The organism is Bacillus sp. S/N-304-OC-R1 (genome assembly GCF_019749375.1).
Lineage (GTDB): Bacteria > Bacillota > Bacilli > Bacillales > Cytobacillaceae > Cytobacillus.
The window spans coordinates 326,713-341,389 of sequence record NZ_JACWFE010000024.1 but is presented as its reverse complement, the minus strand read 5'-3'; the positions used below and the strand labels follow the sequence as shown (position 1 = coordinate 341,389).

At 37.9% G+C, this 14,677-nt stretch carries 14 protein-coding genes and 1 riboswitch; of the genes, 9 read left to right on the top strand and 5 right to left on the bottom strand.

Annotation, left to right across the window (positions count from 1 at the left end):
* Positions 1-50: 50 nt before the first annotated feature.
* Positions 51-1,637, bottom strand: coding sequence for a phosphoenolpyruvate carboxykinase (ATP) (pckA, locus tag H0173_RS20090; RefSeq protein ID WP_221848546.1), 1,587 nt, complete (start codon positions 1,635-1,637; stop codon positions 51-53).
* Between the two features lie 230 nt (positions 1,638-1,867).
* Between pckA and H0173_RS20085 the strand changes: the two genes are divergently transcribed.
* The 3 genes from H0173_RS20085 (at position 1,868) to asnB (ending at position 5,929) form a co-directional block, all read left to right on the top strand.
* Positions 1,868-2,242 (top strand): thiol-disulfide oxidoreductase DCC family protein, encoded by a 375-nt coding sequence (locus H0173_RS20085; RefSeq protein ID WP_221848545.1) that lies wholly within the window; start codon positions 1,868-1,870, stop codon positions 2,240-2,242.
* A 93-nt stretch (positions 2,243-2,335) separates the two neighbouring features.
* A riboswitch (SAM riboswitch) is annotated at positions 2,336-2,451 on the top strand.
* A 261-nt stretch (positions 2,452-2,712) separates the two neighbouring features.
* Positions 2,713-3,909, top strand: coding sequence for a methionine adenosyltransferase (gene metK / locus H0173_RS20080; RefSeq protein ID WP_221848544.1), 1,197 nt, complete (start codon positions 2,713-2,715; stop codon positions 3,907-3,909).
* 202 nt (positions 3,910-4,111) lie between these two features.
* Complete coding sequence (asnB, locus tag H0173_RS20075; protein ID WP_221848543.1) at positions 4,112-5,929, top strand: asparagine synthase (glutamine-hydrolyzing); 1,818 nt, start codon at positions 4,112-4,114, stop codon at positions 5,927-5,929.
* Positions 5,930-5,964: 35 nt separating this feature from the next.
* Here asnB and H0173_RS20070 read toward each other — a convergent pair whose 3' ends face one another.
* Positions 5,965-6,477 (bottom strand): gamma carbonic anhydrase, encoded by a 513-nt coding sequence (locus tag H0173_RS20070; RefSeq protein WP_221848542.1) that lies wholly within the window; start codon positions 6,475-6,477, stop codon positions 5,965-5,967.
* Positions 6,478-6,704: 227 nt separating this feature from the next.
* Between H0173_RS20070 and H0173_RS20065 the strand changes: the two genes are divergently transcribed.
* The gene (locus H0173_RS20065) at positions 6,705-7,508 is read left to right on the top strand and encodes an alpha/beta hydrolase (protein ID WP_221848541.1); all 804 of its coding nucleotides are present in this window, start codon (positions 6,705-6,707) and stop codon (positions 7,506-7,508) included.
* 141 nt (positions 7,509-7,649) lie between these two features.
* Complete coding sequence (locus tag H0173_RS20060; protein ID WP_221848540.1) at positions 7,650-8,744, top strand: tetraprenyl-beta-curcumene synthase family protein; 1,095 nt, start codon at positions 7,650-7,652, stop codon at positions 8,742-8,744.
* 204 nt (positions 8,745-8,948) lie between these two features.
* On the opposite strand, the gene mnmM is transcribed toward H0173_RS20060, so the two are convergent.
* Positions 8,949-9,521 (bottom strand): tRNA 5-(aminomethyl)-2-thiouridylate-methyltransferase MnmM, encoded by a 573-nt coding sequence (mnmM, locus tag H0173_RS20055; RefSeq protein WP_221848539.1) that lies wholly within the window; start codon positions 9,519-9,521, stop codon positions 8,949-8,951.
* Positions 9,518-10,486 (bottom strand): tRNA modification radical SAM protein MnmL/YtqA, encoded by a 969-nt coding sequence (gene mnmL, locus H0173_RS20050; RefSeq protein WP_221848538.1) that lies wholly within the window; start codon positions 10,484-10,486, stop codon positions 9,518-9,520. The genes mnmM and mnmL overlap by 4 nt, the downstream gene beginning before the upstream one ends.
* Before the next feature lie 203 nt (positions 10,487-10,689).
* Between mnmL and H0173_RS20045 the strand changes: the two genes are divergently transcribed.
* From H0173_RS20045 to H0173_RS20035, 3 genes are all read left to right on the top strand, one after another.
* Positions 10,690-10,953 (top strand): YtzC family protein, encoded by a 264-nt coding sequence (locus H0173_RS20045; RefSeq protein WP_221848537.1) that lies wholly within the window; start codon positions 10,690-10,692, stop codon positions 10,951-10,953.
* A gap of 15 nt (positions 10,954-10,968) precedes the next feature.
* Positions 10,969-11,130 carry a glycogen biosynthesis protein GlgD gene (locus H0173_RS20040; RefSeq protein WP_221848536.1) on the top strand — a complete coding sequence of 54 codons (162 nt, stop codon included), beginning with the start codon at positions 10,969-10,971 and terminating at the stop codon, positions 11,128-11,130.
* 203 nt (positions 11,131-11,333) lie between these two features.
* Positions 11,334-12,512, top strand: coding sequence for an MDR family MFS transporter (locus H0173_RS20035; RefSeq protein WP_221848535.1), 1,179 nt, complete (start codon positions 11,334-11,336; stop codon positions 12,510-12,512).
* Between the two features lie 26 nt (positions 12,513-12,538).
* On the opposite strand, the gene H0173_RS20030 is transcribed toward H0173_RS20035, so the two are convergent.
* Entirely contained in the window at positions 12,539-12,856 is a 318-nt protein-coding gene (locus tag H0173_RS20030) for a hypothetical protein (RefSeq protein ID WP_221848534.1), read from the bottom strand.
* 124 nt (positions 12,857-12,980) lie between these two features.
* Here H0173_RS20030 and H0173_RS20025 point away from each other — a divergent pair, with 124 nt between their 5' ends.
* Positions 12,981-14,348: a sigma-54 interaction domain-containing protein gene (locus H0173_RS20025; protein WP_221848533.1), complete on the top strand. Its 1,368-nt coding sequence runs from the start codon at positions 12,981-12,983 to the stop codon at positions 14,346-14,348.
* The last annotated feature ends 329 nt before the right edge of the window (positions 14,349-14,677 follow it).

Below are 14,677 nucleotides of genomic sequence, written 5' to 3'. Positions count from 1 at the left end.
TTTTAACTCTAACTTTTGGGGTGCAGCACCAATGGACACCCCTTTTTATATTAAGCAACCGGTCCGCCTTTTTCTTCGATTTCAGCAGAAACGTTTGAGAATTTCTTAAAGTTTTCACGGAATTTAGATGCTAATTCCTTTGCTTTTGCTTCGTAGGCTGCTTGATCAACCCATGTTTTGTTAGGTTGAAGCACTTCATCAGGAACACCTGGTACATGAAGAGGAATTTCTAGACCGAAGATTTCGTCCTTGATTGTCTCTACGTTATTTAATTCGCCTTCTAGAGCGGATTGTACCATTGAACGAGTGTAAGCAAGCTTCATACGGCTTCCAACGCCATATTCGCCGCCAGTCCAGCCTGTATTCACAAGGAATACTTTTGCGTTGTGCTCATCGATTTTCTTTCCTAGCATTTCTGCATACTCAGTTGCAGGAAGCGGAAGGAATGGTGAACCGAAGCAAGTTGAGAATGTTGCTTGCGGTGATGTAATGCCGCGCTCAGTACCAGCAAGCTTAGATGTATATCCGCTTAAGAAATGGTACATCGCTTGCTCTTTAGAAAGCTTCGCGATTGGAGGCAATACGCCAAATGCATCGGCAGTTAAGAATACAATTGTATTTGGATGACCTGCAATGCTTGGATCCACAATATTATCTATTGCTTGCAGCGGGTAAGCTGCACGAGTATTTTCAGTAAGTGTGTTATCGTCATAATCTGCTACACGAGATTCAGCGTTAATAACAACATTTTCAAGAACAGAACCGAAGCGAATCGCATCAAAAATTTGTGGTTCTTTTTCACGAGTTAAGCCAATCGTTTTTGCATAGCAACCGCCTTCAATATTGAATACGCCATTTGGTGACCAGCCGTGCTCATCGTCACCGATTAGACGGCGATTTGGATCAGCTGATAAAGTCGTTTTACCAGTTCCGGAAAGTCCGAAGAATAATGCTACATCTCCTTCAAGTCCAACGTTTGCAGAGCAGTGCATTGGTAAAATTCCGTTTTCAGGCAATAAATAGTTCATAACAGAGAAAATAGATTTTTTAATTTCTCCAGCATATTCAGTTCCGCCAATTAATACTGTACGGCGCTCAAATGATACAATAATAAATGTTTCAGAAGCAGTACCATCAACAGTTGGATCTGCCTTAAAGTTTGGAGCTGAAATTACAGTGAATTCTGCTTGATGATCTAGTAGCTCCTCATCTGATGGACGGATGAAAAGCTGATGAGCAAATAAATTATGCCAAGCATATTCATTTATCACTTGAATTGGAAGGCGATGTTTTGTGTCAGCACCAGCAAATCCTTTAAAAACAAAAACTTCATCTTTTTCTTTTAAGTAGTTTAATACTTTTTCGTAAAGGCTTGTAAAAACCTCTTCTGAAATAGGCTGGTTAACACTTCCCCAATCTACTTTATCTTTTGAAGTTGCCTCTTCTACAATGTATTTATCCTTTGGAGAACGTCCTGTATATTTACCTGTTGTTGCGACAACAGCTCCAGTTGACGTAAGCGAACCTTCTTTACGATTAAGAACCTTTTCCACAAGCTGTGGAACGGATAGCTGCACTTGAATATTATTTCCTTTTAATAAATCCGATAATTGATTCGGAATGCTAACAGAATTCATCTGATGAATACCTTCCTTTTACATTAAATTTATGAAAGACATTTCAATTACAAATAGTATAACACATTTAGATCATTAGTCTATACTAATGGCTGATTTTTTTGTTAAATATTTTTGACATTCGTTTCAGATACAATACGGCAATACTATGCTAGAAAAAATGGAACAAAGGTGAAAAAGGCTAAATATGATAAAATAATTCTAACAAAAAGTATGGGGCTGATATATATATGAAAACGACTGCATTATACGACGAAACTTGTAGTTTATGCAAGGAATCTAAACAAATATTTAAAAAAATTGATTGGCTTCGCAAAATTGAATGGGTTTCGCTGCAGGATTATGAGAGAAAAAATCAATTGATTTCCTTTGATCGAACAAGTTTACGGAGAGAGCTCCATATTATTACTTCTAACGGAAAAGTTTTAAAAGGTTATAATGCTGTTAGGCATTTACTTCTTCTATCCCCGCCTGCAAGTCTTTTTGGATTTTTCTTATATATTCCTGGAATGTCTTTTTTAGGCGATCCTTTATATAAATGGATAGCAAAAAATCGCCATAAATTTCTACGTAAAAAATGTGATAATGGCAGTTGTTCATTATGATGTACATGAGTATTAAAAAAACACCAAAATAATTAAGAATTTTATTGACTTCTTTTTATTAATTAAGTTATGATTTATCCTTGAACGGATACTCTCTTATCCCGAGCTGGCGGAGGGACAGGCCCAATGAAGCCCAGCAACCTGCTTAACTTATTTTATTAGCAAAGGTGCTAACCTGACGCAAGGACTAGATCCTTGAACGATAAGAGTGAAAGGCGCGAATCGATTTGCTTCAACCTTTTCACATGGATGGAAAGGTTTTTTATTTTGCATTTTGAGGGTTGGCTGAAGTTTAGCCAGACGCTTTTATAATAAAAACTCCAAATTTATTTCATACTACTTAGGGAATGAGTTCCGTATCAAATTTTTGAGGATGCTTTCATATAAACGGCCGTTCAAAGGGATCATTTTTTGAACCTCTACTAAAGAAAGCAAACTCGCTTATTTTATATATAAGGAGGAATCCCAGAATGTCAACAAAACGTCGTTTGTTTACATCTGAATCTGTAACTGAAGGTCATCCGGATAAAATTTGTGACCAAATCTCTGATGCTATTTTAGATGCTATTTTAGCACAGGATGCCAATGCTCGTGTGGCTGCGGAAACATCTGTTACGACTGGTTTAGTATTAGTCGCAGGTGAAATTACTACATCTACTTATGTAGATATTCCAAAAATCGTACGTGAAACTGTAAAAGAGATCGGCTATACTCGTGCCAAATATGGCTTCGATTCTGAAACATGTGCTGTTTTAACTTCTATTGATGAACAATCAGCTGATATCGCAATGGGTGTTGACCAAGCACTAGAAGCACGTGAAGGTAAGATGAGTGATGAAGAAATTGAAGCAATCGGTGCTGGAGACCAAGGTTTAATGTTCGGATTTGCTTGTAATGAAACAAAAGAGCTTATGCCTCTTCCAATTTCATTAGCTCATAAATTATCACGCCGTTTGACTGAAGTACGTAAAGAAGATATCCTTCCGTATCTTCGCCCAGACGGAAAAACTCAGGTAACAGTAGAGTATGATGAAAACAACAAACCGGTTCGTATTGATACGATCGTTATTTCTACTCAGCATCACCCTGAAATTAGCTTAGAGCAAATTCAGCGCAATATTAAAGAGCATGTTATTAATCCGGTTGTACCAAAAGAACTAATTGATGAGGATACTAAATACTTCATCAACCCTACTGGCCGTTTCGTAATTGGGGGACCTCAAGGTGATGCAGGCTTAACTGGCCGTAAAATCATCGTAGATACTTATGGCGGATATGCTCGTCACGGCGGCGGTGCATTCTCTGGTAAGGATCCTACAAAGGTTGACCGTTCTGCTGCCTATGCTGCTCGTTATGTAGCGAAAAATATCGTTGCTGCTGGTCTTGCAGATAAAGTTGAAGTTCAGCTTGCTTATGCAATCGGTGTAGCTCAGCCGGTATCAATTTCTGTTGATACTTTCGGAACTGGAAAGGTAGAAGAAGAGGTTCTTGTAGATTTAATCCGCAAAAACTTTGACCTTCGCCCAGCGGGCATTATTAATATGTTAAATCTTCGCCGTCCTATCTATAAGCAAACAGCTGCTTATGGACATTTCGGTCGTACTGATATTGACTTACCATGGGAGCGTACAGATAAAGCTGAAGCATTACGCTCGGCTGCTCTATAATAATGAAAAAGCGGGAGTTGCATTTTTAATGTAACTTCCGTTTTTTTTATTCGTCTTATCTTAGAATGCTTGATAGATGATTGGAAAAAAATCCTCAGCCCATACCTCGAAATAGCTTCCCTTATATTCACTATTTATTTGATCAACTGAAACAGACCTTTCATCTTATTTTTTTATTGAATAAGAGTGGAGGAAATAGATCATGCATAGTTTTTTTGTAGGATATTCAGATAAGCAGAAAATCCAAGACCATAGGGGTTCATTCGATTATGCTGATAAGCATATAGAACTCACATATAGCAGACTTGGAGACGCTAACCAGCAGCTAATATTCTCTTTAACTGAGAGATACGTAATCGTTTTTGATGGAGAAATTTATTACGATGATGGGCTGCAGCAAGATCTTATCAATGAAGAAATCATACTTAAGACTAACACTGAAGTTTTACTGATATTATATAGCCGTTATAAAGAACAAATGATTGAAAAGCTTCGTGGTATGTTTTCATTTGTTATTTGGGATAGTGAAGAAAAGGTTTTATTTGGAGCGAGAGATCGTTTTGGAATTAAACCCCTCTACTATTATGAAAGTGCGGAAGAGAACTATTTTGCTACTGAAATGAAAAGCATTAGGGAGAGGATTAAATGTACAGAAATAAATAATGAGGCGGTACAGCATTATTTATCGTATCAGTTTGTCCCTGAGCAAAATTCATTGACATGCGGGATAAAAAAGCTGGAACCGGGTCATTATTTTATAAAGAAAATGGGCCAGCCAATGAAGGTTACACGTTACTGGAAGGCGGTTTTTCATCCAGTTGCTAAGCAGGAAGCAGATTTTACTAAGGAGATTCGAGATGCATTAGCAGAAACGATACAACTGCATTTACAAGCTGATTTACCAATTGGGTCCTTTCTGTCCGGAGGCGTTGATTCAACGATTATCGCTTCGATTGCAAAAGAATATTATCCGGGTTTGAAAACCTTCACAGTTGGATTTGAACAACAAGGATTTAGTGAACTAGACGTTGCTCAGGAAACTGCAGTAAGGCTTGGAATCGATAATATAAGCAGAGTGATTACACCAGAGGAATTTATGAATGAATTGCCCAAGATTATTTATTCCCTGGAAGATCCTCTTGCAGATCCAGCGTGCATCCCGCTTTATTTTGCTGCAAAAGAAGCTAAAAAATATGTGAAGGTAGTCATGTCGGGTGAGGGAGCGGATGAATTGTTTGGGGGCTATCGGATTTATCATGAACCTCATTCTTTAAAGCTATTTCAGTATTTCCCGCATTTTTTAAAAAGAGTTCTCCGTTCTTTAGTAAAGCTAATTCCTGATGGTATGAAGGGAAGAAGCTTCATCGAACGGGGAGTAACACCTTTAGAAGAAAGATATATTGGCAATGCGAAAATTTTTTCCGAAGAAGAAAAAGAATTTCTTTTCCAATATTATAATGAAGGATTAAGCTTTACTAAAATTACTGCTCCGCTCTACAAGGAATGCGCGCATTATGACCAGATTAGCCGAATGCAATATATCGATCTTCACACATGGCTAAGAGGAGATATTCTTCTAAAAGCTGATAAAGTGGCAAGGGCTCATTCGCTCATATTTCGGCTGCCTTTTCTTGATAGGAAGATATTTGAGATTGCCTCCCAAATACCAAGCAGTTTAAAAGTTTCAAACAGAACAACTAAATATATTTTACGGAAAGCGGCAGAAGGAATAATTCCTGATCATGTCCTGCATCGAAAGAAGCTAGGATTCCCAGTGCCGATTAGATTGTGGCTCAAGAATGAAATGCATGATTGGGCAAAAAAAATAATCCGTGAAAGCAACACGGATCATTTATTTAATAAGGATTATGTGTACAAATTGCTAGATGATCACTGTTCAAATAAACAAGATAATAGCCGAAAACTTTGGACAGTAATAATTTTCATGCTTTGGTACTCAGTATATTTTGAAAGAAAGTTTGACAGTGAACTGCCTGCCGCTCTCATAATGAGTAATTAAGCAACAGATGGGAAGAATAAGTACTTCATAAAAGGTTATTTTTGTAGCGATTTATAGAACTGAGCTTTTTCAGCATATTCTCTGCTTATTCTTTCCATATCTTCAATATCATCTGGTGTTAACTCGCGAATGACCTTAGCAGGACGGCCAAAGGCGAGCGTATTTGGCGGAATTTTTTTTCCTTGAGGAACAAGGCTGCCGGCACCGATAAATGCACCTTCGCCGATTTCCGCCCCATCAAGAATAATGGAACCCATCCCGATTAACGCTTTTCGGCGAATAATGCAGCTATGTAAAACAACCTGATGCCCAACAGTTACTTCATCTTCTAGGATAAGAGGATTGTTTGGGCTTTGGTGTAAAACAGAGTTATCTTGGATATTTACTTTTTTTCCGATGATGGTAGGAGCGACGTCTCCTCTAATCACGGTATTGAACCATACACTGGATTCATCTCCAATTTCAACATCACCTGTAACAGTAGCATAATCTGCGATGAAGACAGAGTCTGCTATTTTTGGGTGTTTATCTTTATATGGATAGATCATGTTTGATTCTCCTTTAAATGATTTTGTATATTAAGTTTACCATAGAAGATAATGTACTTGTTTAGTCGAGAAGATTTATGATACCTTCTCAGTTAAAAAAGTCGAAATTTCTTAATAATGGATCGAAAATTGACGAATCAGCAAGGTGTAACTAATGATGAAAAAATGTTTCTGCGTTATAATTTACAATAACGATTTCGTTCAACATAGGTTTAGGAGGATAAATGATGTGGAAATGGGAAGCTGAAGGAGAGGCAAAAGGAGTCATTGTCATGGTCCATGGTGCAATGGAGCATCATCGCCGCTACGGTTGGCTTATCGAAATGTGGCGCTTGTCAGGCTTTCATGTCATTATGGGAGATCTTCCGGGCCAAGGGATGACTACTAGATCGCGGCGAGGTCATATTGATTCTTTTGATGAATATTTGCACGAGGTTAAGGATTGGATTCAGGCAGCCTATCAATTTGAGCTGCCGGTGTTTTTGCTTGGACACAGTATGGGTGGCCTCATTGCAATTCGTCTATTGCAAGAAGAGCGATTGAAATTAGCAGGTGTCATATTGTCTTCTCCTTGCCTAGGATTAGTGAAGAAGCCTAATAAGGTACTAAACATGATTTCTTTTGCATTAAATAGTATAGTCCCGGGCTTCCGTATAAATTCAGGACTTACAGTTGACATGGCAACGAGAAATATTGATGTACGCGATGCGGATTCAAATGATACTTTGTATGTAACAAAGGTATCTGTCAGATGGTATCGTGAGCTTGTTCATGCTATTAAGCTTGCCTTCGAAAATTTAGGTAAAACCCATGATATTCCATTGCTTGTAATGCAAGGCGGAGAAGATTTAATAGTCAATAAGAAATTGGTTAGTGACTGGTTCAACCTTGCCCCCTTCTCTGAAAAGCGATTTAAAGAATGGTCCAAATGTTACCATGAAATTTTTAATGAGCCTGAAAGAGAAGAGGTTTTTGAATATGCGAAGGACTTTGTCAATAGCCAGTTAAAAGCAATTGGGTACATTGTTTGATGTCTAGCCAGCGCCTGCCCTGACGGATAAGCCCTTGTCTAGGAATATTACAAAGGATAGCTTCAGCGAGAATACACCACAGTAACAATCGTCCTTTAATTGTTTCGAAGGCGCTTGCGCTTTTTTAAGGAGTGAGTTTTTATGGGTGTCCCATCCATGCCTATCAGTCTAATGTCAAAAGTTTATCGAAAGGTTCTGCCTATTGTTCATAAGGAATTGAATTATTGGCGAGATAGAGCAGGAAATATTCCAGATCCGGAATTAAGAAAACAGGCATTAGCGAGCATTAAGCATAAGACCTTTCATTGTGAAGGCGGCGCTATTATGGCATTAATGGCAAAAGATCATTATGAAAAAGCCATTAAGTTTATCGTTGCCTACCAAACAATCAGTGACTATTTGGATAATTTATGTGATCGCAGTACTTCCCTTGATCCAGAAGACTTTTCTGCTCTCCATGAATCAATGATCCATTCACTTTTGATAGATGCCGAAGAGAATAATTATTACCGTTTTAGAAATGAGCAGAATGACGGAAATTATTTAGCTGATTTGGCTGCTGCGTGCAGGGAAGTTTTATCGGATATTGCACATTATGATGAAATAAAGGACTATCTATTAGAACTTTGCCGGTATTATTGTGATTTGCAAATTCATAAACATGTGCGAGTGGATGAACGTGTTCCACGTCTTCAAAGTTGGTTCGATGAGTACAAGGCACATATTCCCGAGATGGAATGGTATGAATTCTCAGCCTGTTCTGGCTCAACTTTAGGTATTTTTTGCCTCGTTTCATATGCGATGAGCGAGGATTTTAAAGTGGAAGATGCTAAAAATATACGAAATGGCTATTTCCCTTACATACAAGGTTTGCATATATTACTAGATTATTTCATCGATCAGGAAGAGGACCGTGCTGGGGGAGACTTAAATTTCTGTTTTTACTACGAAAGTGAAGATCAGCTATTTGACCGGTTAAAGCATTTTGTTCAAGAAGCAGACAGACACACAGAGCAGCTCCCGCACAAACGGTTTCATCAGCTGATTAATCGCGGACTCCTAGGCATTTATTTATCAGATGAAAAAGTCCGCAAGCAAAGAAATGTCAAGAAGCTAGCTCGCGGAATGATTAGAACCGGAGGCATGATCAGTTTTTTCTTTTACTTAAATGGGAGAGCCTACCGAACTATGCAAAAATGGATTCCAGCGGGACTAATAAGGGCATTTCTTAAATGAAAAAGGCAAAAAACCTGCGGTTATGCAGGTTTTTTGCGTTCTCAAGGGAATATTGTATCAATTAATTGATTGGAAATTAGGATATATCGGCGAGTTTCGGAATATATCCGCCAGATTCGGAATATATCCGCCAGTTCCGGAATATATCCGCCAGTTTCGGAATATATCCGCTAGTTTCGGAATATATCCGCCACTCCCATACAATCATCTTTTCTCAATGGCCACAATAAATGGCGGATTATTCTTTTGATTAATAAATTGATATTGAAGGACATGTGCTTCTTTTTGATCTAATTCTTTTACATACTGAAGCAGAGCATCTCGCTCAAGCTTTCCTTCATCATGGCCATGGTATACAACTAGGACAATTATGCCTTCTTGTGCCATAATGTCAAGAAGCTGCTGGATTGCTGAAATAGTTGTCTCTGGAACAGTTACAATCGTTTTATCTCCGCCAGGCAAATAGCCTAGATTAAAAATCGCTCCTTTAATTTTTCCGTGATGATCTACTGGGATGCTGGATAAAATATGTTCATGCCCTTTATGAAATAAAGTGACACAGTCAGTAAACGACTGCTCAGCTATTCTTTTTTTTGTAGATAAAATAGCTTCTTCCTGTATATCAAAGCCGTAAACGAATCCAGTATCTCCAACCAACTTAGCAAGAAATAATGTATCATGTCCATTGCCTAAAGTGGCGTCTACTGCAATGTCGCCTGGGTTAACTGCTTTTTCAAGCAGCATCCTTGCAAATGGCAAAACTCCATCTAGCTTCATGCTTGTACCTCCAGGTTGCTTGCTTTATAATACTTTCCTTGCCAGCTATTTCGTCTCTTAAGCTCGGCATCAATGGAATTGAGAACCTCCCATTTATTCACGCTCCACATCGGTCCAATCATTAGCTCAATTGGTCCGTCTCCAGTAATGCGGTGAACAATCATTTCCGGCGGTAAAATTTCTAGTTGATCACATACTAAATTTATATATTGATCAAATGATAAAAATTCTAACATTCCTTTTTCATATTGCTTCACCATAGGAGTCCCTTTTAACAAATGAAGGAGATGGATTTTTATTCCTTGCACATCTAGCTTAGCAACTTCACGAGCGGTTTCCATCATCATTTCTGGCGTTTCGAGCGGAAGTCCATTAATAATGTGCGAACAAACGCGAATTCCATGCTTCCGAAGCTTGTTCACACCGTCAACATAGCATTGATAATCATGAGCACGATTAATGAGCAATCCCGTTCTTTCATGAACAGTCTGCAAACCAAGCTCCACCCATAAATATGTTCTCTGATTTAACTCTGCTAAGTATTCCACAACATCATCTGGCAAACAGTCAGGTCTTGTTGCAATAGAAAGACCGACAACATCCTCCAGATTTAATACTTTTTCATACATATTTCTAAGTACTTCTACAGGAGCGTGTGTATTCGTAAATGCTTGGAAATAAGCCATGTATTTGCCATCTTTCCATTTTTGATGCATTTTGTTCTTTATCTCATGAAATTGTGTTTCAATATCGTCCGTCCGATTTCCGGCAAAATCTCCAGAGCCTGCTGCACTGCAGAATGTACAGCCTCCATAAGCAACTGTACCGTCACGATTCGGGCAGTCAAACCCGCCATCAAGGGCCACCTTAAAAACCTTACGGCCAAATTCATTTCTTAAATGGTAATTCCATGTATGGTAACGTTTATTATCAGATGCAAAAAGAAAAGGGTTTTGCTGATTCAATTGGAAAACCTCCTATTTATATAGGGATTATTATTTTAAAAATTATTACATAGAAAATATCTTAACAGAAATCCTATTCCAAATGTAATAGCTGTAAGCGAATATTGCCAACGAAATTGTGAAATAGGAAATAGAAATATGAACAAACTAAGAGATGAAGCAATAGCTTCTGAAAAGACCCATTCATTCAGGAGGGGATACAATTGGCTACTCGTGACTCTGTAGATAACTTGATTCAGCAATGTGAGGATGCAATTCGATTTGCCAATGATCAAATGCAAGAGGTCAGAACACAAGAGCATCATAATGAAATTGGGTATACAGATGCTCTGCAGTCACTGGAGAATGCCTATAACGACTTAGCGAAGCTAGCGTTAAGTGCAAATGCTCAGCAAAGGGAACAGCTTCACCGGATGAGGCTTCAACTGCAGCAGCTTCAGAATCAAATGATTACGCATCCTTATTAAGGAGTGATGGTCACAGTGAAAAAACGATCAAAACAAAGTAACCCAGAGCAAAAAAATAGAAATGGTATAAATAATCAAGATATCGAAGCCGGACAGGATTATGACATTATCAAACAGGCGAAAAAGAAATATGAAAAACAAGGTCAGCCAGTAAAATCAAAATTCAGACCTGAATAATCTTAACCCTCCAAAAATGGAGGGTTTTAATTTTGCCTCAAGGCGCTTCCGCTTTTCAATGAATATTGTGTATTTTCCGTGATTTAAACGTTAGGTGAATATATATTGCAAGGACAGTAAAAAAGAAATAAAATTGCTTTGATACTCAAAAGAATAAAGAAATCTATATAGATAACCGTTATTAAAAAAGGGAGGGGTTTATCATGCCACGTGCCTTATGGCTTTTAATAATTGGGATGGTGGTGAATGTGACAGGCTCTTCTTTTTTATGGCCTTTAAACACGATCTATATTCACGACCATCTGGGGAAATCATTATCAATTGCAGGAATCGTATTAATGTTAAACTCAGGAGCCAGTGTAATTGGGAACTTATTCGGGGGAATCCTTTTTGATAAAATTGGCGGATATAAGTCAATTTTGCTTGGAGCGGGAATATCATTATTGTCCTTAATTGGTTTAACCTTTTGGAATGGGTGGCCCACGTACGTAGTCTTTTTAACAGTTGTAGGATTTGGAGCGGGAATTATTTTTCCTTCTATGTATGCAATGGCAGGATCTGTATGGAAGGAAGGCGGAAGAAAATCCTTTAATGCCCTGTATGTATCACAAAACCTTGGAGTTGCCATTGGAGCCGCTCTTGGAGGATTTGTCGCATCATTCTCTTTCCAGCTAATATTTATCGCAAATATGATTATGTATATTGTCTTTCTTTTCATTGCGTTTTTTGGATATAAAGGTATACAAGTAGAATCAGGTACGCAGGCAGCTCCTAAGAAAGGCCTAGTTGTAAAAGATCATTCTAAATTGTACGCGCTGCTAATTTTATGTTTAGGCTATAGTTTATGCTGGGTGGGCTATGTTCAATGGCAAACGACTATTGCTTCCTTTACACAGGAATTAAATATTTCATTAAGACAATATAGTTTGCTTTGGACGATTAATGGAGCATTGATCGTACTTGGCCAGCCAGTAGTGAATCTGCTAGTCCGACGTATTAAATCCTTGAAAATGCAAATTAACTTAGGAATCATAATTTTTATTATATCCTTCGGCGTTGTTTCGGTTGCGCATCAGTTTGCTGCTTTTCTTGCGGGGATGATTATTTTAACGATTGGTGAGATGTTAGTATGGCCAGCAGTGCCAACGATAGCAAATACTCTTGCACCAAAAGGAAAAGAAGGATTTTATCAGGGGATTGTCAATAGCATGGCTACAGGCGGGCGTATGGTTGGTCCGCTATTAGGCGGAATCCTTGTTGATATATATGGAATGCCGATGCTATTTTCATTAATTATCGGCCTGCTCGTTATTTCAATTTTTACAACCCTTTTCTATGATAAGAAAATGAAAAAGACAGAAAATATAGCACAAGCTTCTTAAAGGCCTGCATTTTAGCAGGTCTTTTTTTAATGAACCATTTCCTCTACAAAAATGACTTTTGAAAAATAACTTTTTAATATCAACCACTTTGCAGGATACATATAAATAAATTCCTGCATATCATTATTGGAATACATTACTAAATAATCAAAATTGGCTTTAGCCTGCTGTAGATCAAATAGCAGAGCGTGAGGAATCGTGTAATGAAAATGAAGCTGATATGGATTGAGCTTAATAGTCTGAAATTGGTTCGCATCAATAAAAGATTGAACCGCTTTTTGACAGTGCCCCATTATACCAACCTTTCGATAAATGCCCTCATTAATAAAAGTAATAGCTTTCAATTTAATCACTCCATTTTATCTTTACTCCCTTTTTTGACCGAAACCGGCTGAAAAATACATACTCAAATTAAATATTCTAATAATTATGATAAAATAAAACTAAATAACCAATAAGGGGAGTAACATGAAAAACGCACTTTTAGATATACCAATTGAGATTGTCGAAACCATTCTTGAAAATGCCTTCGGATGGCTAGTGGTCGTGGATAAAGTAGGTGTGATTACATATATAAACAAAAACTATTGTGATTTTTTAGAGGTTGAACGTGAGAAGGTTATTGGACTGCATGTTTCAAAGGTAATCGAAAACTCCCGTATGCATATTGTTGCGGCCACGGGTAAGGAAGAAGTAGCCGATCTGCAATATATAAAAGGGAACTATATGATCGCGAACCGCATTCCTATTATTATAGATGGACAAGTTGTTGGCGCATTTGGAACGGTGTTCTTTCGTGATACGAGAGAATGGATGAAGATGAATAGCCATGTGAAGAGCATGCTGGCAAAGATCCAAAGCTATATTCAAGATATCGATCGCAGTGTGAAATATAGCCTTGAAGATTTATTGGGGGCATCTAAGGAAATCGAAAGTCTAAAGGAAAAAGTAAAAATGATTGCTTCCAGTGACATTTCAGTCCTAATTCGTGGAGAAAGCGGGACTGGAAAGGAGCTTTTTGCTCACAGCATTCATCAATTAAGCAATAGAAGCCATCAGCCTTTCGTAAAAATAAACTGTGGGGCTATCCCTGAAAATCTGCTGGAATCGGAATTATTTGGCTATGAGGAAGGGGCATTTACAGGAGCCAAAAAAGGAGGGAAGAAAGGGAAGTTCCAGCTTGCCGACGGAGGAACATTATTTTTAGATGAAATTGGCGACATGCCGATGAATATGCAGGTAAAGCTATTGAGAGTGCTTCAGGAGGGAGAAGTGGAAAGTGTTGGTTCGACTGAGCCTATTTCCGTAGATGTGAGAATTATTGCCGCCACTAACCGTCCGCTCGAAAAAATGATGGATGAAAAAAGATTCCGCCAGGACTTATTTTATCGAATTAATGTGATCCCATTTTTGATTCCGCCGCTTCGAGAAAGAATGGAGGACATTCCGGTACTTCTTGATTATTTCATCAAGAAAATAACGAAAAAATCGGGGAAACGAATAAGCCATGTTGATGAAGAAGTGATTGAGCTTTTTAACCAGTACAGCTGGCCAGGAAATATAAGAGAGCTTGAAAATGTTATTGAAGCCTCAATCCACTTAACGAATGATGAGGTTATTTCATTAGACTCCTTACCTGACTACTTAAAGGAATCATCTGTTTATCCTGTTGGCACCAAGAAATTAAAGGAAATATTAGAGGAAACAGAAAAGAAAGTGCTGCTCCAAAGCTTAAATAAATATCACAATGACAAGCTCGAAGCTGCAAAGGCGCTAGGAATAAGTAAATCATCTATGTATGAAAAATTAAAAAAGTATGGCATGCCTGATATTTAGTCCAGAAATCTGGAATCCAGTCCAGTTTTCTGGACTTTCCTTTTTCTATTAAATGCAGCACCAATAAATGAAGTGGTGTTCACAATTGTCTGAAAACTACTCTATTAAAATAATAAAACTACTAATAATCAATTCCGGAATTCTGGAAAAAACGATAACAAAATGTTCACAAATTAGCTAATCTATAACATTCTAAATCTTGGCATGGATTTTGCATTAATTATAGGCAAGTACATCATTTTATTTTAGGTGACTATAGCCCTATATGAAAACGCTATCATTTGAAGGGAGTGAAGCTGAGCTTCAAACAATGCTGTTTGCAATTAAAA

What these genes read in the sequence shown, in the direction of transcription:
- pckA (WP_221848546.1), bottom strand. Translation starts at nt 1,637, where the DNA reads ATGAATTCTGTTAGCATTCCGAATCAATTATCGGATTTATTAAAAGGA.
- H0173_RS20085 (WP_221848545.1), top strand. Translation starts at nt 1,868, where the DNA reads ATGAAAACGACTGCATTATACGACGAAACTTGTAGTTTATGCAAGGAA.
- metK (WP_221848544.1), top strand. Translation starts at nt 2,713, where the DNA reads ATGTCAACAAAACGTCGTTTGTTTACATCTGAATCTGTAACTGAAGGT.
- asnB (WP_221848543.1), top strand. Translation starts at nt 4,112, where the DNA reads ATGCATAGTTTTTTTGTAGGATATTCAGATAAGCAGAAAATCCAAGAC.
- H0173_RS20070 (WP_221848542.1), bottom strand. Translation starts at nt 6,477, where the DNA reads ATGATCTATCCATATAAAGATAAACACCCAAAAATAGCAGACTCTGTC.
- H0173_RS20065 (WP_221848541.1), top strand. Translation starts at nt 6,705, where the DNA reads ATGTGGAAATGGGAAGCTGAAGGAGAGGCAAAAGGAGTCATTGTCATG.
- H0173_RS20060 (WP_221848540.1), top strand. Translation starts at nt 7,650, where the DNA reads ATGGGTGTCCCATCCATGCCTATCAGTCTAATGTCAAAAGTTTATCGA.
- mnmM (WP_221848539.1), bottom strand. Translation starts at nt 9,521, where the DNA reads ATGAAGCTAGATGGAGTTTTGCCATTTGCAAGGATGCTGCTTGAAAAA.
- H0173_RS20035 (WP_221848535.1), top strand. Translation starts at nt 11,334, where the DNA reads ATGCCACGTGCCTTATGGCTTTTAATAATTGGGATGGTGGTGAATGTG.
- H0173_RS20025 (WP_221848533.1), top strand. Translation starts at nt 12,981, where the DNA reads ATGAAAAACGCACTTTTAGATATACCAATTGAGATTGTCGAAACCATT.